The following is a 15,523-nucleotide window of genomic DNA, read 5'->3' as shown; positions in this document are numbered from 1 at the left end:
CGCTAGGGCGCCAAGCGTCGGATTAGTTTACAGGTGCCGGGGATAGACGCGTGGTCAGGCTGTTCAAACATTATGTGCCGCACGCGGTGCTGATGCTCGGCCTGCTGGATTTCCTGCTGCTGCTGGTGTCGGCCGAGGCGGGCTGGCTGATTCGCAACGCGCAGATCGGCAACGATCCCGGCGCGATCACCAATCGCGTGCCGCAGATCCTGAGCTTCGCACTGGCCATCCAGATCGCGATGATCGGCGTCGGCGTCTACGGCGCGGACGCGGTCAATTCCGTGCGCTTCGCCGCGGCGCGGCTGATCGTCGCCATCTCGCTCGGCACGATCTTCGTCTCGGTCATGTTCTTCCTGATGCCCGAGCTGACGCTGTGGCGATCCAACTCGCTCTACGCCATCGGGATCGCGTTCCTGTCGATGATGGCGATCCGCAGCGTGTTCGGCGGTCTGGTCGGCGTGCAGGCGTTCAAGACGCGCATCCTGGTGCTGGGCGCGGGCCGCCGGGCGGAGCGGGTGCGCGAGCTGGCGAAGCAGCCGGGACGCGGATTCCTGATCGCCGGCTTCGTTGGCATGAACGAGGGGCCGCAGCGCATCTCCTCCGCGATCAACCGCGATGCGATCGAGAGCCTGTCCGATCACGTCGTCAACCTGAACGTATCCGAGGTGGTGCTGGCACTGGACGAGCGCCGCAACGCCTTGCCGCTGCAGGATCTGCTGCGGATCAAGACGACGGGCGTCCACGTCAACGAGCTGTCGACCTTTCTCGAGCGGCAGACGGGGCGCGTCGACCTGGACAGCGTCAATCCGAGCTGGCTAATCTTCTCCGACGGGTTCACCGCGGGGCGGCGCCTGTCGAGCGCGTCGAAGCGCTTGTTCGATCTCGTCGCCAGCTGCATCGGCCTGTGCCTCGCCTGGCCGATCATCCTGCTCGGCGCCATCGCGGTGAAGCTGGAGAGCCGCGGGCCGGCCTTCTACGCGCAGCGCCGCGTCGGGCTCTACGGGCAGGAGTTCACCATCCTGAAGCTCCGCTCGATGCGCACCGACGCCGAGGTGGGCGGCCAGGCGGTGTGGGCGGAGAAGGACGATCCGCGCATCACCCGCGTCGGCCGCATCATCCGCAAGATCCGGGTGGACGAGCTGCCGCAGCTGTGGACCGTGCTGAAGGGCGAGATGAGCTTCGTCGGGCCCCGCCCCGAGCGGCGCCAGTTCGTCGAGGATCTGGAGCAGAAGCTACGCTTCTACGCCGAGCGGCATATGGTGAAGCCCGGCATCACCGGCTGGGCGCAGATCAACTATCCCTATGGCGCGAGCCTGGAGGATGCCCGGCACAAGCTGGAATATGACCTTTATTACGCGAAGAACTACACGCCCTTCCTCGATCTGCTGATCCTGATCCAGACCGCGCGGGTGCTGTTGTTTCCTTCCGGCGCGCGATGAGCGGGGCGGCGCGCTGGAGCCCCTCGCTGGTCGAGGCGCGGGGGCAGCGGCCGGGGCGGGTGCGGCTGAGCCGGCACGCGCTGCTCCAGTCGCTCGTGCTGCTGGCCTTTGCCGGATCGCTGGTGGCGATGATCCTGCTCGGCTCATGGCTGCCGCGCCTGCCCGACGACGTGCTGCGGACTGTTGCCGTGTCGATCGTCTGCGCGATCAGCGCGGCGGTGATCGCGCTGCTGCCCTCCAGCCGCACACGCGCGCTGGCCAAGGTGATGCTGGCCAAGCATCTGTTCGCGCACCGTTACGACTATCGCGAGGAATGGCTGCGCTTCGTCGCTGCGCTGGGGCGGACGGGGGCGGATGCCGCGCCGCTCGGCACACGCGTGGCGCAGGCGATCGCCGATATCGTCGGATCCCCCGCCGCGCTGCTGCTCGTCGCGCGCGAGGAGGGAGAATTGCGCATCGCGACCGAGTGGCGCTGGCCCGATGCACTGGCCGCGGGCGCCGGACTGCCCCTGGCCGACCACCTGCGGGCGACCGGCCGCGTGCTCGCCTTCGACCGGCTGCGTGCCGGGGAGTGGCCGGAGGAATATGTCCTGGTTCCCGAGTGGATGCTGGCGGAGGAGGCGCTGTGGGCGGGCGTGCCGCTGCTGCATGGCGACCGGCTGGAAGGGCTGCTGCTGCTCCACCGGCCGGTGATCGACCGGGCGCTCGACTGGGAGGATTTCGACCTGCTGCGGCTCGCCGGGCAGCAGGCGGCCGGGCATCTGGCCGAGGCGCGGGTGCAGGAGGCGCTGGCCGAGGCGCGCCGCTTCGACGAGTTCAACCGCCGCTTCGCCTTCATCATGCATGACGTGAAGAACCTCGTCAGCCAGCTCGCCTTGCTCGCGCGCAATGCCGAGCGACATGCCGACAATCCCGCCTTCCGCGCCGACATGATCGAGACGCTGAACGGATCGGCGACGCGGCTGAACGACATGCTGGCGCGGCTAGACCAGCATCACCGGCCGCGGGCGGAGGAGCGGCGCGCTTTCTCGCTCGGCCGCGCAGCGTGTGCGGCGGCGCTGGCCAAGCGGGCGCAGCACCCGATCGAGGTTGCCGCCGATCCGTGCCTCGGCGCGCTCGGCGACGTGCGGCGGCTGGAGCAGGCGTTGGAGCATCTGATCCAGAATGCGATCGAGGCGAGCCCGGCGGGGGTGCCCGTGATCGTCGCGACCGAGCGGCGCGGCGATGCGGCGGCGGTGATCATCGCGGATCGCGGCTGCGGCATGGATGCCGAGTTCGTCGCGCACCGCCTGTTCCGCCCCTTTGCCTCGACCAAGCCGGCGGGCTTCGGCATCGGCGCTTACGAGGTGCGCGCGCTGATCCGGGCGATGGGCGGGCGGCTGGAGGTGGAGAGCGCGCCGGGCCGCGGCACCCGCTTCACCGTGCTGCTCCCCTCTGCCGAGCTGGACGGCGAGGCGCGCCAGCCCGCGCTGGCGGCGGCACGATGAGCGAGGCTGCAACCAAGCGCCGCCTGCTGGTGGTGGAGGACGATGCCGGCCTCGCCCGTCAGCTTCGCTGGGCGTATGATGATTACGAGGTGACGGTGGCGCCCGACCGCGAGGCGGCGATCACGGCACTCCGCGCCGAGGCGCCCGATGTGGTCACGCTCGACCTCGGCCTGCCGCCCGATCCCGACGGCGTGACTGAAGGCTTTGCGGTGCTGGGCGAGATCCTGCGGCTGAAGCCTGACACCAAGGTGATCGTCGCCTCCGGCCATGGCGAGCGGGCGAGCGCGCTGCGCGCCATCGATGCGGGTGCGTGGGATTTCTACCAGAAGCCGATCGATATCGACGCGCTGGGGCTGATCGTCGCGCGCGCCTTCCACGTCCATGCGCTGGAAGCGGAGAACCGGCGGCTGGCGGACGCCGCGGCGGCGGTGCCGCTGGCGGGCGACCTCGTCACCGCAGCACCCGAAATGCTGAAGGTGGCGCGGACGATCGAGCGGGTGGCGCCGGCGGACGTTTCCGTCCTGCTGCTGGGCGCCAGCGGCACGGGGAAGGAGGTGCTGGCCCGGCGGTTGCACGCGGCCAGCCGGCGTTCGGGCAAGTCCTTCGTCGCGATCAACTGTGCCGCGATCCCCGACACGCTGCTGGAGGCCGAGCTGTTCGGCCATGAGAAGGGCGCCTTCACCGGCGCGGTCAAGGCGACCGAAGGCAAGATCGAGCTGGCGCATGGCGGCACCCTGTTCCTCGACGAGATTGGCGACGTGCCGCTGCCGCTCCAGGTCAAGCTGCTGCGTTTCCTGCAGGAGCGGGTGATCGAGCGGATCGGCGGACGCCGTGCCATATCCGTCGATACGCGGATCGTCGCGGCGACGCACCGCGACGTGGCCGCGATGGTGGCCGAGGGCAGCTTCCGAGAGGATCTGTGGTATCGCCTCGCCGAGATCGTGGTGCGCCTGCCGTCGCTCGCGGAGCGGAGCGGCGATGCGGTGTTGCTGGCGCGCCACTTCCTCGCGCGGCTGGCGCCGGTGCTGAACCCGGCGGTGACGGCGCTGGCGCCCGATGCGGCCGCGGCGATCGAGGCGTGGACCTGGCCCGGCAACGTGCGCGAGCTGGAGAACCGGGTGAAGCGCGCCATCATCATGGCGGATGGGCGTGCGATCACCGCTGCGGATCTCGAACTGGCCGACCCGGCCGGCACCGACCCGCTCAACCTGCGCGAGGTGCGCGACGCAGCGGACCGGCGCGCCGTGCAATCGGCGCTGACGCGGGCGGAAGGCAACGTCTCGGCCGCTGCCCGTCTGCTCGGGATCAGCCGGCCGACGCTCTACGACCTGATGAAGGCCCATGCGCTGGGCTGACGCGGCGGCGCTGCTGATGCTGACGCTCGCAGCCCCTGCCGCCGCTTATCCGGCTGAACTCTACCCGGCCTACAACATGTGGAAGGCGGGCCGCCCGGCCGACGCGATGCCGCTGGCGGAGGCGGCGATCGCGGCGAACCCGGCTGATCCGTGGACGCGCATCCTCGCCGCGCGCGTGCGCCTCTCGCTCGGCGACGGCATCGGGGCGGAGGCGGAGCTGGACCGTGCCGAGGCGGCGGGCCTGCCGCGCGCGCTGACCAATCACCTGCGCGCGCATGCGCTGCTGCTGGAAGGGCGGCCGGCGCGCGCGCTGGATGCTGCCTTTCCGGAGGGCGTCGCGCCACGCTTCCGCGGCTATGCCGCGCGGATGCGGGGGCGGGCGCTGGCGGCGCAGGGCGATCTGGCCGGCGCGGATGCCGCCTATGACGAGGCGCGTGCACGCGATCCGAACGATCCCGAGGCGTGGGTCGACACCGCCACCTTCCGCCGCGCGACGGGCGATCTGCGCGGCAGCATCGCCGCGGCGGACCGGGCGGTGGCGCTGGGCCCGCGCAACGTGGCCGCGCTGATCGCCAAGGGGGAGGCGGCGCGGACGCAATACGGCCTGCGTGCGGCGCTCCCCTGGTTCGAGCGCGCGCTGGAGGTCGATCCCCGCAACATCGACGCGCTGATCGCGCGTGCGGCGACGGAGGGCGACCTCGGCCAGATGCGCGCGATGCTGGCGACGACGCGCGCGGTGATCCGCATCGATCCGCGCAATGGCGACGCCTTCTACCTGCAGGCGGTGCTGGCGGCGCGGGCAAAGCGCTGGGTGCTGGCACGCACTCTGCTCGACAAAGCGGGTGACGGCGTGGCGGAGCGGCCTTCCGTGATGCTGCTGGACGGCATCGTCTCCCTGCAGTCGGGCAATCCCGAACAGGCCATCGCCAAGCTGCGGCGACTGGTGGCGATGCAGCCAGACAACCTCAAGGCGCGCCGCGTGCTCGCTGCCGCTGCCTGGAATACGGGCGATGCGGCGGCGGTGATCGAGACGCTGGCGCCCGTGGCGGACGATCCGCGGGCGGACAGCTACACGCTTACGCTGATCGGTCGCGCGCTGGAGCGGACGGGGGATCGCGCGCGCGCCGCCGCCTATCTCGACCGGGCGGCGATGCCGGCGGATCGTGGTGCGGATCTTGGCCGCGAGGCGCTGACGCCCGAGCGACTGGCGACGCTGCGCGGGGCGGCGGCGCGCGGCGGGGCGGGCGCGCGGATCGCGCTCGTCCGTGCGCTGTTGCGCGGCGAAAGGGGCACCGAGGCCCTTGCCGAAGCGACGATGCTGCGCGATGCCGATCCCGGCGTGCCCGCAACGCACCTGCTGGTGGGCGACGCGCTTGCCGCGCTTGGCCGATATCGCGAGGCGGCGGGCAGTTACCGGACCGCGGCGGACATCCAGTTCAGCGAACCCGTCGCGCTGCGCCTGATCGATGCGCTGCGCCGGGCCGGCGACGGGCCGGGCGCGCAGCGGGCGCTCGGCCTCTATCTCCAGCAGAACCCCCGCAGCCTTGCCGGCCATCTGCTGCGCGCCGACCTGCTGCTGGCGGCAGGCCATTGGGCGGAGGCGGCCCCGCTGCTGGAGCGGCTGCGCAGCCGTATCGGGCCACGCGACGCGATCGTCACCGGCAATCTCGCCTGGGCCTATTGGGAGCTCGGCCGGCGGGACGAGGCGCTCGCGCTGGGCGCGCAGGCCTACCGGCTGGCGCCGGCCAATGCCGCGGTGGCGACGGGCTATGGCTGGCTGCTCCACGCCTCGGGCAAGGACCGCGCGCGCGGCATCGCGCTGATGCGGCAGGGCAGCGCGCAGGCGCCGCGCGATCCATGGCCGCACTGGCGGCTTGCGCTGGCCTATGCGGCGGAGGGCCGCCGCAAGGAGGCGCGGGCGGCGGCGCAGGCGGCGCTTAGCCTGCCGGGCTTCGGGCAGGCGGGCGCGGCGAGGGCGTTGTTGGGCCGGTTGTAGGAAGGTGGGCGCGGAGGCCCGATCAAGCCTCTCTTCTCGTCATCCCGGACTTGTTCCGGGATCCACCGGGCGGTTGCGCCTCGTGCACACGGTTGCAGACAGGGAGTGACGCCTGCCCGTCGTCTTCAACGGTCGGGCGCCCCGTGCAGTGGATTCCCGCCTTCGCGGGAATGACGAGCGAAAGGGAAGCGGGCGGAACTCCGCTTCTCCCCTCAATCCTCAGCGGACGCGCGGGCCGCCATAGGGAAGCGGCGGCGGCGGGCGGCGGTCGCGGCGGGGAAGCTGCGCCTGATAGGCCACCGAGCAATGCTCGAGGCAATAAGGGAAGCCCGGGTTCACCGGCGTGCCGCAGAAGTGGAAGTCGGGCTCACCCGGATGGCCGAGCGGCCACTTGCAGATCTTGTCGCTGAGTTCGAGCAGCGAGGTCTTGCCGGCAATCTCTGCCGACGGCTTGGCCGGCACCAGCCGGCGGGGCGGCGCAGGCGTGGACGGCGGCTGCTGCTCGCCAGGCCCTGAGCGGACGAAGCCGCCGGGCCCGATCGAGCGGACCATGGGCTGCGGCGGGGGCGGCGGGGCGACGGGCGCGGCCTGCACGGGCGCGACGACGGGCTCTTCCACCTCGACCGGCTCGGGCTCGGGCGCGACGGGTTCCTCGACCATGGCGACAGGCTCGGCCACCGGCTCCGGCGCGGCGGCGACAACGACGGGCTCCGCCGCCGCCTCGTGCGGGCGAACGGGGGAGGGACGCGCCTGCAGGCCCAGGCGGTGCGCCTTGCCGATCACCGCATTGCGGCTGACATCGCCCAGCTCGTCGGCGATCTGGCTCGCCGTCATGCCCTGTTCCCAGAGCTTGCGGAGCAGCTCGATCCGCTCGTCCGTCCACGCCATCGTCTTAACTCCTTGCGGGTGCGGGCAGCGGCCGATAGGCGGCGGCCATGCCCGGACCCGATCAATTCACGCTGCCCACCCCCGGCGAACCGGTGATCCCGATCGTCAACTGGAGTGGGATGAAGGCCCTCTATGTGAAGGAGGTGCGCCGCTTCTTCAAGGTCCACCTCCAGACGATCTGGGCGCCGGCGATCAATACCCTGCTCTATCTGGTGGTGTTCGTCGTGGCGCTGGGCGGCGGCGGGCGCACCGTGATGGGGCATCCCTTCGCCAATTTCGTGGCACCCGGACTGATCGTGGCGACGGGCATGATGGGCAGCGCCTTTGCCAATTCCTCCTTCTCGCTGCTGGCGGGCAAGATGAACGGCACCATCGTCGACTATCTGATGCCGCCCATTTCGGTGGGCGAGATGCTGTTCGGGCTGGTCGGCGCGGCGATCACGCGCGCGGTGCTGGTGGGTCTGGCCATCTGGGCGGCGATCGCCTTTTTCCCTGACGTGCAGGCGGTGCCGCTGCATCTGTGGGCGGTGGTGTGGTTCGGGCTGCTCGGCTCGCTGCTCGTCTCGTTCATCGGCGTGCTGAGCTCGATCTGGGCGGAGAAGTTCGACCAGTCGGCGGCGATCACCAACTTCGTCGTCCAGCCGCTGCTGCTGCTGTCGGGCACCTTCTATTCGGTCGAGCGGTTGACGCCCGTCTTCCGCGACATCAGCCACGCCAACCCGTTCTTCTACGCCATTTCGGGCTTCCGCTACGGCTTCATCGGCACCAGCGATTCGAACCTTCTGACGGGCACGCTGGTGCTGGTCGGCGTCAATCTGGTGCTCGGCATCTGGTGCTACGTGGCACTCGCAAAGGGATGGCGGCTGAAGGCCTGATCCGGGAACATCGCCGCGGGCGGTGCGCTGTCGCTGCCATGTCCGATCTCAGCACCCCGCAGAAACTCGCGCTCGGCCTTGCCGCCGGGCTTGTCGGCACCGTCGTCATGACGCTCGGCCAGAAGCTCGAAATGGCGCTGACCGATCGCCCACCGTCGACGACGCCGGCCAAGGCGGTGGAGACGGTGACCGGGATCGAGCCGTCAAAGCCTGACGAGGCGCGCCTGAGCAACGCGACGCACTTTGCCTATGGCACGGCGCTCGGCGCCGGGCTCGCCGCGCTGGACCGCGTGCCCGAGCCGGCGCGCACGCTCGCCTTCCTCGCAATGGCGCAGGGCACCGGTGCGGCGATCCTCCAGGCGCTCGACCTGTCCGGCAAGCCGAGCGAGTGGGGCGTGCAGGATGCGGCGATCGATGTCGGGCACCACCTCGTCTATGCCGTCACGGCCGGTCTTGCCTATCAGGGCGGCAAGACGCTGGCGCAGCGGCTGAGTTGACGTAAGGGCCTGCGCTCCGTTACAGCATGATCTCGCATGAAGGCGGCCGGAATGGGCCGCCTTTTCGCGTTTCTGGAGTTGTCACCGACCTTTTTCCCGACTGGAGTAAGTCCGATGCCGATCACCCCGCTGATGCCCGTCTATCCCCGGTGCGGGGTTCGGCCGGTGCGCGGCGAGGGCGCGTGGCTGATCGGCGAGCGAGGGGAACGCTATCTGGATTTCGCCTCCGGCATTGCGGTGAATGCGCTTGGCCACGGCCACCCGCATCTGGTGCAGGCGATCCAGCAACAGGCGGCGACGCTGATGCACGTCTCCAACCTGTACGGTAGCCCGCAGGGCGAGGCGCTGGCGCAGCGGCTGGTCGATGCGACCTTCGCCGACACCGTGTTCTTCACCAATTCGGGCGCGGAGGCGGTGGAGTGCGCGATCAAGACCGCGCGCCGCTATCATTTCGCGAACGGCAATCCCGAGCGGCACAAGATCGTCAGCTTCGGCAATGCCTTCCACGGGCGAACGCTGGGTACCATCTCCGCGACCAACCAGCCGAAGATGCGCGACGGGTTCGAGCCGCTGCTGCCAGGCTTCGAGGTGGTTGCGTTCAACGACCTTGAGGGGGCGGAAGCGGCGGTGGACGAGACGACCGCGGGCTTCCTGGTGGAGCCGGTCCAGGGCGAGGGCGGCATCCTCCCCGCCACGCGCGACTTCCTCCAAGGGCTGCGCCGCATCGCCGATGAGCGCGGGCTGTTGCTGATCCTCGACGAGGTGCAGTGCGGCATGGCGCGAACCGGCTATCTCTTCGCGCACGAGCTGTATGGCGTGACGCCGGACATCGTTGCGTCCGCCAAGGGGATCGGCGGCGGCTTTCCGCTCGGCGCCTGCCTCGCCACCGAGGAGGCGGCGAAGGGCATGGTGATCGGCACGCATGGCTCCACCTATGGCGGCAATCCGCTGGCGATGGCGGCGGGCAATGCGATGCTGGACGTGCTGCTCGCGCCCGGCTTCCTCGAGCAGGTCCGCCAGACGGGCGAGCGGCTGCGCGCGAGCCTCGAGCAGCTCATCCCCAACCACGATCACCTGTTCGACAGCGTGCGTGGCGAAGGGCTGATGCTCGGCCTCAAGCTGAAGGGCGACAGCCGTGCCTTCGTCGCTCACCTGCGCGACGAGCATGGGCTGCTGACGGTGGCGGCGGGCGACAATGTCGTCCGTATCCTGCCGCCGCTCAACATCGAGGACAGCCATATCGCCGAATGCATCGAGCGGCTGTCGGCCGGGGCGCGGAGCTTCCAGCTCCCGGCTGCGGCATGACGCGGCGCTTCCTCGACCTCGCCGACGCCGGCGCGGATGCGATCGCGGCGATGCTGGCGGACGCGCTCGACCGCAAGGCCGCGCGTGCCACCCTGCCGAAGGGCGCGGTCGATCCCGACGCGCCACTGGCGGGCCGCACGCTGGCGATGATCTTCGAGAAGAACTCGACGCGCACCCGCGTTTCGTTCGACATGGCGATGCGCCAGCTGGGCGGCACCACCATCGTCATGGATGCGGGTTCGATGCAGCTCGGCCGGGGCGAGCCGATCGCGGACACGGCGCGCGTGCTCTCGCGCTATGTCGATGCGATCATGCTGCGCACCGACGATCATGCCAAGGCGGTGGCGATGGCGGATCATGCCAGCGTGCCCGTCATCAACGGGCTGACCGACCACAGCCATCCCTGCCAAGTGATGGCGGACATGCTGACCGTGCTCGACGCGACGGGCAAGCTGGCGGGGACGAAGTGGGCGTGGCTGGGCGATGGCAACAATGTCGCCCACTCGATCGTCGAGGCGGGCAGCCTGATGCGCTTCCCCGTCGCGGTGGCGACGCCGGAGGGCTATGACTGCGCAGCGGAGGTGATCGCCGCGGCGCAGGGGCGCGGGGCCGATCTGATGCTGACGCGATCGGCCGAGGAGGCGGTGGCGGGTGCTGACGTGGTCGTCACCGATACGTGGATCTCGATGGGGCAGGCGGATTCCGACGCGAAACTCGCCGCGATGCAGCCCTATCAGGTCACCGAGACGCTGATGGACGCCGCCGGCCCGAATGCTCGCTTCCTCCACTGCCTGCCCGCGCACCGCGGCGAGGAGGTGGAGGATGCCGTGATCGACGGGCCGCGCTCGCTCATCTGGGACGAGGCGGAAAACCGGCTGCACGCGCAGAAGTCGGTGCTGCTGTGGTGCTTCGGCCTGCTGGGATAAGCGCCTAGCCGACCTGCTCGACCGCCAGCGTGCCGGCGGGCAGGGGGGCGATCAGGCGTTGCGAGGGGATCGTGTCGTCGAGCCACGATCCCCATTGCTCGGGGCCGAGCAGTACGACCTGGCGGCCATGATAGGGGGCGATGTCCGGCCCCGGCTCGGTCGTCAGCATGGTGAAGGCCTCGCCCACCGCATCGTCACGGCGCCACAGGCCGGCGATGCAGAACCAGCGGTGCGGCGGCCAGGTGAACAGCCACTTGTCCTTGCGCTTCTTGGCCGGGTCCGCGGGGTCGGTGAACTCGTAGAAGCCGTCGACTGGGATCAGGCAGCGGCCGTGGCGCAGGTCACGGCGCTCGGAGCGGTAATTGTAGACGGGCTTGCCCGAGGGGCCGGGCCAGCTCCAGCGCCGCACCGCAAGCTCCGCGCCGTCGGGGGCGGCGCGGATGATCGGCGTCTGGTCGGTGATGCGGACGCTGTCGGTGGCGGCGAGGTTGGGCAGGCCCTCGGGGAAGACGAGCGGGATGCGCGTCTGCCCCCAATCGGTGCGGATGTCGCCCAGCGCGACCTGGCGGCGGGCCTCGTTGCACATCGGCCGGCTCAGCGGACGTAGATATTGCCCTTCAGCTTCTCGGCCGCGTCGAGCAGGTTGGTGCTGCGGAAGCGATAGACGGCGTTGGGCGTGTCGGGCGCGATGATGCGGATGGTGGCGCGCTGGCCGGGGCGCAGATCGACCTTGTTGTCGCTGACCAGCCGCCCGTCGCGCGGAGCGACGCGGGCGAGGCCGAAGAAGTCGGGCGCGGAGAAGTTGTGGCGCCGGTCGGAGGCGTTGCGGATGGTGATCGCATAGGCGCGGCCGCGGCGCAGGTTGATGCGGTCGGGGATGAAGCGATCGTTGGTGACGGTGACCGCGATGGGCGTGCCGCGGTTGAAGTTGGGCGAGGGGGCGGCGAGCGTCGGGGTGGCGGCGGCGAGGGCGAGGAGGGCGAAAGCGGCTTTCATCGTGGGGCTCCGGCAGAGGCAGGGACAGGTCGGCGCGACAGGCTCAGGTGAGCGTGTGGCTGAGCGTCACCTCGGCATTGAGGAGCTTGGAGATGGGGCAATTCTCCTTGGCCTCGAAGGCGAGGTCGCGGAAGCGGTCGGGATCGATGCCGGGGACGTGGGCATTGAGCGTCAGATCCGAGCGGGTGACCTTGAAGCCGGCGCCGTCCTGTTCGAGCTTGACCGCGGCCTTGGTCTCCAGCGTGCCCTCTTCATAGCCGGCGCCCGCCAGCGCGAAGGACAGGGCCATGGTGAAGCAGCCGGCGTGGGAGGCGGCGATCAGCTCCTCCGGATTGGTGCCTTTCTCGTCGCCGAAGCGGGTGTTGAAGCTGTAGGGCGTGGCATCGAGCACGCCGGACTGGCTGGTCAGCTGGCCTTTGCCGGCCTTGCCGAAGCCGGAATAGCGGGCGGTGGCGGTGCGGGTGGTCATGGGGCGGGCTCCCTTGGGAAAACAGGTCGCCCGCGTAACGTCTGCCCCGCCGCCGCGGTTGCGCCGCCCGCCGCCGCCGCCGCCCGCCTCGCCTTAAGTTGACAAAGGTGACACTCAGACGCCCTTTTCCGACACGGGCAGAGCGGGCCGATCCGGCGCCGCGGCGAGCGCCGGCGCCTCCGCCGGGCGGTAGGACGAGCGGAGCAAATCCATCTCCGGCGCGACCGGATCGGGCTCCGCCCCGTCGAGCCGGGCGAGCGCGGCGTCGAGCGTTTCCGACGCATTCTCGACCGGGCGGACCTGCTGCCACTGGCCAAGCTCCGCCAGCGGCGCATAGGCGGCAGGATCGCGCACGCGCAGCAGGAACATGATTAGGCGATTGTCGTAGCGGCGGCGATAGCCCATCGTCTCGCCCCGCCACACGATCGGCTCCTCGACGCCCTCCACCGCGCGCTCGAACGCGGTATCCGCCAGCACGCCGACCGAGACGCGCAGCGCCGCATCCCACGCGGCGCGGAAGGCGTGGGCGTGCGGCGCGTTGCGCAGGCGATAGGCGCAGTTGCGCGAGATGCCGGTGACGGCGGCCGCGGCGCCGACGCTGGCGGTGGCGGCGAGCATCTCGATGAAATAACGCTGCCGCTCGGGCGAGAAGCCGTCCTGCCGCGTGCGCCGTTCCTTCTTCAGATTGGGCGGCGTGAACTGGCCGCGGACGATCTCCTCGGGCGAGCAGTAATAATAGATGGGGATGCGCCCGTCGGCATCGCGCGGCAGCAGGTGGGCGGGGCCGTGCGCGGGATGCGGCTCCCCCTGCCGCCAGCCGGGCGGATCGGGATCGAGCACGCCCGGATGCGCCGGATCGAGCGCATGTTCGTGGGCGCGAAGCTCGTCGGCCTCGTCATATTCGGGGAGATCCTCCCGCCGGCTCACCGCAGCGCCTCCCGGTGGCGGGCGGCGCGGGCGCGGAAGATCGCGTCATTGTGCGCGAGCCTGGCGAGCTGCTCGGGGGTGGGCGGGATACGGTTGCCGATCAGCCCTGCGTCGAGGAGGCGCTCCCATTCGAGCCTGTGCTCGATTTCGGACTGGGTGGCACGCCGGGCGTAGAAGGGTCGTTGGTCGCGCATGGTTGCTCCTTAGGGTTGGAGCTAACCCATTTGGCACAATGTGGGAGTGTTGGAAAAGGAATTTGTGGGACGCTGTTCCGTTTGGGACGTCGAGGCGCCTCCGCTTTAACTCTGCAGATTAGGCTATCAGAAGGCGACCCAGACGCCACCCGCCCTTTTGCCTTGCCACTGTTTGCTATCACTAGTCATACAGAAGAATGCCAATCAACGCGGCAGTTAGAGTAGCATGGCAAAGGATGCAGAAAGCATGGATGCGATAGCGGCGGCGATTGAGCTTGGAACTGCTACAGCGCCCTCGGCTATGAGCCTTCTCAAGACCGTGGGCAAGGATAAGTACAACAAGTTCGTCGCTACGTACACGAACATATTTCAAGATCATGTAAGCGTCACTATGAGGAGGTGTGCGAAGATAAAGACTCTAATACAGAGGGATGTTCCTGTTTCAATTGATAGCCAGTACGTAAATCTCTTATTTTCATCTGGAGGTGAGTTGTCGTTAAAGGACCAAGATGTCCTCCAAAAAATGCTGTTTGAATCTTCGTCCTTTGTTGTGTCAGGGCTTGCAGGTTGTGGCAAGTCAATGTTCATGAAATGGGCGGCGCTTAGGATGATTGAGGCGCTCCCAAACACCCAGAAGATCCCTCTGTTCGTTGAAGCTAGGGAAATCGATGGCGCCACTCTGTCGCTTCCGTTCGATCAGATGATTTTTAAGAAAACCAGCTCCGATGGTTCAAACGCTAATTTCGAACAGTTTCGGGTCGGGCTGGTGCAAGGCATGTTTGCAGTGCTGATCGATGGACTGGACGAGGTGCCACTTAAGTATCGAGATGGAGTCCTCGCGGAGGTATCCGATTTTCAGCGCCGGTTTCCCCACTCAAGCCTGATCTGCTCTACTCGTCCTGATCGGAAATTAGAAAGCGCAACCGGCCTAACAACGATTCACGTCGATAGTATGTCCTTGGATCAAATCAAACGCGTCATTCAAAATATTGGGTTCGATGAAGTGAAGAAGAAAGGCTTTATTATTGCCTTAGAAGATGGTCTGTATGAGGAGCATAAAAGCTTTTTATCTAATCCGCTTCTTGCAACTATAATGCTAATCACATTCGACTTCTCAGTAAGTGTGCCATCTAAGCTAAGCTTGTTTTATAGCCAAGTGTATGAATCACTATTCTACAAGCATGACTCGTCTAAAGGGGTGTACGTACGAGAGCACTACACAGATCTGGACATCGATGAATTTGAGCAGGTATTCCGTACGTTCTGCTTCCAAACCTACGCGACGCAGAAGTTAAGCTTCGAAACCGCTGACTTAATGTCTTTGATGCGGACCTCAATTGAGCAGTGCCGGGTCAACGTAAAAGCAGATAGTTTTATCAAAGATTGTATTAAGTCAACGTCGCTGTTGCAAGAAGATGGTCTCTTTGTCTCCTTCGTCCATAGGTCGTTTCAAGAATACTTCTGCGCAAGATTTCTTATGCAATACACCGGCGCCGAATACAAGAATCTTGTAGATGGTTTAGTGTTGAGGTTGGTTGATAATGCATTTTTGATGCTTTGCCAGATGTCAGGCGAAGACGTGCTTAGAAGATGGGCATTGCCCAAGATAGAAGAATACATATCCAGAACAAATCTGGTTGACGCGAGTGAACCAAGCCAAGTGGTAGAATTCATAAAGGATCTGACTCCTTCAATTGATTTATCGATACAGACTGGTGAGTGTCTAGCTATAGCTCATGATAAGAAGGGATTAGTTCCTTCTCTTGTGGCACTTGACCGCGTGCTCAGCCAAGAAGGTGTCGGCGCAATCCTAAGCTTCTTGAGCGCGCCATTGCTTCCGGCGGAGGGCGTAAACGGCGTCAAAAAGGCGTTTGCTGAAGCTGTAGAGGAAAGTGGCGAGGATCAATGCACGCTATATACTTCGAAACTAAACGCAGAGTGGATTATGGAAACTTCGCTTCCAAATATGATATCGCTTTTTAGAAAATCTTTGTTGGAAGCCCGAAGTGAAATAGAAATGCGTTTCGACAGAACGGACCACTTTGCGAAGCACATCGGCAATATGTTCACTCGTCCGAGCTAACCTATCTTTCGGGTCGGCATGATTTAACTAACTCTCGGGTCATAATCATGCCGCTTTAGCTTCTTAAGATCGTACTCTTGGCACTC

The 15,523-nt window shown here is 67.1% G+C and carries 15 protein-coding genes; 9 read left to right on the top strand and 6 right to left on the bottom strand.

Annotated features, from left to right (window positions below; genetic code table 11):
• Positions 1-50 precede the first annotated feature (50 nt).
• Genes BM360_RS12400 through BM360_RS12385 form a run of 4 tightly spaced genes read left to right on the top strand, consistent with a single transcriptional unit; the run spans position 51 to position 6,277 of the window.
• Positions 51-1,439: a TIGR03013 family XrtA/PEP-CTERM system glycosyltransferase gene (locus tag BM360_RS12400; protein ID WP_093315045.1), complete on the top strand. Its 1,389-nt coding sequence runs from the start codon at positions 51-53 to the stop codon at positions 1,437-1,439.
• Entirely contained in the window at positions 1,436-2,926 is a 1,491-nt protein-coding gene (gene prsK, locus BM360_RS12395; RefSeq protein ID WP_093315043.1) for an XrtA/PEP-CTERM system histidine kinase PrsK, read from the top strand. Before BM360_RS12400 ends, prsK begins: the two co-directional genes overlap by 4 nt.
• Positions 2,923-4,281, top strand: a complete 1,359-nt coding sequence (gene prsR, locus BM360_RS12390) for a PEP-CTERM-box response regulator transcription factor (protein ID WP_093315041.1) — start codon at positions 2,923-2,925, stop codon at positions 4,279-4,281. Before prsK ends, prsR begins: the two co-directional genes overlap by 4 nt.
• Positions 4,268-6,277, top strand: coding sequence for a tetratricopeptide repeat protein (locus BM360_RS12385; protein ID WP_093315039.1), 2,010 nt, complete (start codon positions 4,268-4,270; stop codon positions 6,275-6,277). Before prsR ends, BM360_RS12385 begins: the two co-directional genes overlap by 14 nt.
• Before the next feature lie 219 nt (positions 6,278-6,496).
• On the opposite strand, the gene BM360_RS12380 is transcribed toward BM360_RS12385, so the two are convergent.
• A complete protein-coding gene (locus BM360_RS12380; RefSeq protein ID WP_093315037.1) occupies positions 6,497-7,165 on the bottom strand; it encodes a GcrA family cell cycle regulator in 669 nt (222 codons plus the stop codon).
• Positions 7,166-7,212: 47 nt separating this feature from the next.
• On the opposite strand from BM360_RS12380, the gene BM360_RS12375 reads away from it, so the two are divergent.
• The 4 genes from BM360_RS12375 (at position 7,213) to argF (ending at position 10,768) form a co-directional block, all read left to right on the top strand.
• Positions 7,213-8,040, top strand: a complete 828-nt coding sequence (locus BM360_RS12375) for an ABC transporter permease (protein WP_093315035.1) — start codon at positions 7,213-7,215, stop codon at positions 8,038-8,040.
• 38 nt (positions 8,041-8,078) lie between these two features.
• Complete coding sequence (locus BM360_RS12370) at positions 8,079-8,537, top strand: hypothetical protein (RefSeq protein ID WP_131819266.1); 459 nt, start codon at positions 8,079-8,081, stop codon at positions 8,535-8,537.
• 114 nt (positions 8,538-8,651) lie between these two features.
• On the top strand, positions 8,652-9,842 hold the full coding sequence (locus BM360_RS12365; protein WP_093315031.1) for an aspartate aminotransferase family protein: 1,191 nt from the start codon (positions 8,652-8,654) through the stop codon (positions 9,840-9,842).
• Positions 9,839-10,768, top strand: coding sequence for an ornithine carbamoyltransferase (gene argF, locus BM360_RS12360; protein WP_093315029.1), 930 nt, complete (start codon positions 9,839-9,841; stop codon positions 10,766-10,768). Before BM360_RS12365 ends, argF begins: the two co-directional genes overlap by 4 nt.
• A gap of 4 nt (positions 10,769-10,772) precedes the next feature.
• Here argF and BM360_RS12355 read toward each other — a convergent pair whose 3' ends face one another.
• The 5 genes from BM360_RS12355 to BM360_RS12335 form a co-directional block, all read right to left on the bottom strand.
• On the bottom strand, positions 10,773-11,354 hold the full coding sequence (locus BM360_RS12355) for an SOS response-associated peptidase family protein (protein ID WP_093315027.1): 582 nt from the start codon (positions 11,352-11,354) through the stop codon (positions 10,773-10,775).
• Between the two features lie 8 nt (positions 11,355-11,362).
• Positions 11,363-11,764, bottom strand: a complete 402-nt coding sequence (locus BM360_RS12350) for a cupredoxin domain-containing protein (protein ID WP_093315025.1) — start codon at positions 11,762-11,764, stop codon at positions 11,363-11,365.
• Positions 11,765-11,807: 43 nt separating this feature from the next.
• Positions 11,808-12,233 (bottom strand): OsmC family protein, encoded by a 426-nt coding sequence (locus BM360_RS12345; RefSeq protein WP_093315023.1) that lies wholly within the window; start codon positions 12,231-12,233, stop codon positions 11,808-11,810.
• Between the two features lie 114 nt (positions 12,234-12,347).
• A complete protein-coding gene (locus tag BM360_RS12340) occupies positions 12,348-13,160 on the bottom strand; it encodes a hypothetical protein (protein WP_093315021.1) in 813 nt (270 codons plus the stop codon).
• Positions 13,157-13,354 carry a hypothetical protein gene (locus tag BM360_RS12335; RefSeq protein WP_093315019.1) on the bottom strand — a complete coding sequence of 66 codons (198 nt, stop codon included), beginning with the start codon at positions 13,352-13,354 and terminating at the stop codon, positions 13,157-13,159. Before BM360_RS12335 ends, BM360_RS12340 begins: the two co-directional genes overlap by 4 nt.
• Before the next feature lie 226 nt (positions 13,355-13,580).
• On the opposite strand from BM360_RS12335, the gene BM360_RS12330 reads away from it, so the two are divergent.
• Positions 13,581-15,437: an NACHT domain-containing protein gene (locus tag BM360_RS12330; RefSeq protein WP_093315017.1), complete on the top strand. Its 1,857-nt coding sequence runs from the start codon at positions 13,581-13,583 to the stop codon at positions 15,435-15,437.
• Positions 15,438-15,523: the final 86 nt, after the last annotated feature.

Origin of the sequence: Sphingomonas jatrophae (assembly GCF_900113315.1) — a bacterium.
In the GTDB taxonomy this organism is placed as follows: Bacteria; Pseudomonadota; Alphaproteobacteria; order Sphingomonadales; family Sphingomonadaceae; genus Sphingomonas_P; species Sphingomonas_P jatrophae.
This window is presented reverse-complemented; position numbering and strand designations above follow the sequence as displayed.

Excerpts from the sequence above, each read along its gene's own strand:
- BM360_RS12345 (WP_093315023.1), bottom strand. The coding sequence starts at position 12,233 with ATGACCACCCGCACCGCCACCGCCCGCTATTCCGGCTTCGGCAAGGCC.
- BM360_RS12350 (WP_093315025.1), bottom strand. The coding sequence starts at position 11,764 with ATGAAAGCCGCTTTCGCCCTCCTCGCCCTCGCCGCCGCCACCCCGACG.
- BM360_RS12335 (WP_093315019.1), bottom strand. The coding sequence starts at position 13,354 with ATGCGCGACCAACGACCCTTCTACGCCCGGCGTGCCACCCAGTCCGAA.
- BM360_RS12355 (WP_093315027.1), bottom strand. The coding sequence starts at position 11,354 with ATGTGCAACGAGGCCCGCCGCCAGGTCGCGCTGGGCGACATCCGCACC.
- argF (WP_093315029.1), top strand. The coding sequence starts at position 9,839 with ATGACGCGGCGCTTCCTCGACCTCGCCGACGCCGGCGCGGATGCGATC.
- BM360_RS12330 (WP_093315017.1), top strand. The coding sequence starts at position 13,581 with ATGGCAAAGGATGCAGAAAGCATGGATGCGATAGCGGCGGCGATTGAG.
- BM360_RS12375 (WP_093315035.1), top strand. The coding sequence starts at position 7,213 with ATGCCCGGACCCGATCAATTCACGCTGCCCACCCCCGGCGAACCGGTG.
- BM360_RS12380 (WP_093315037.1), bottom strand. The coding sequence starts at position 7,165 with ATGGCGTGGACGGACGAGCGGATCGAGCTGCTCCGCAAGCTCTGGGAA.
- prsK (WP_093315043.1), top strand. The coding sequence starts at position 1,436 with ATGAGCGGGGCGGCGCGCTGGAGCCCCTCGCTGGTCGAGGCGCGGGGG.
- prsR (WP_093315041.1), top strand. The coding sequence starts at position 2,923 with ATGAGCGAGGCTGCAACCAAGCGCCGCCTGCTGGTGGTGGAGGACGAT.
- BM360_RS12385 (WP_093315039.1), top strand. The coding sequence starts at position 4,268 with ATGCGCTGGGCTGACGCGGCGGCGCTGCTGATGCTGACGCTCGCAGCC.
- BM360_RS12370 (WP_131819266.1), top strand. The coding sequence starts at position 8,079 with ATGTCCGATCTCAGCACCCCGCAGAAACTCGCGCTCGGCCTTGCCGCC.
- BM360_RS12365 (WP_093315031.1), top strand. The coding sequence starts at position 8,652 with ATGCCGATCACCCCGCTGATGCCCGTCTATCCCCGGTGCGGGGTTCGG.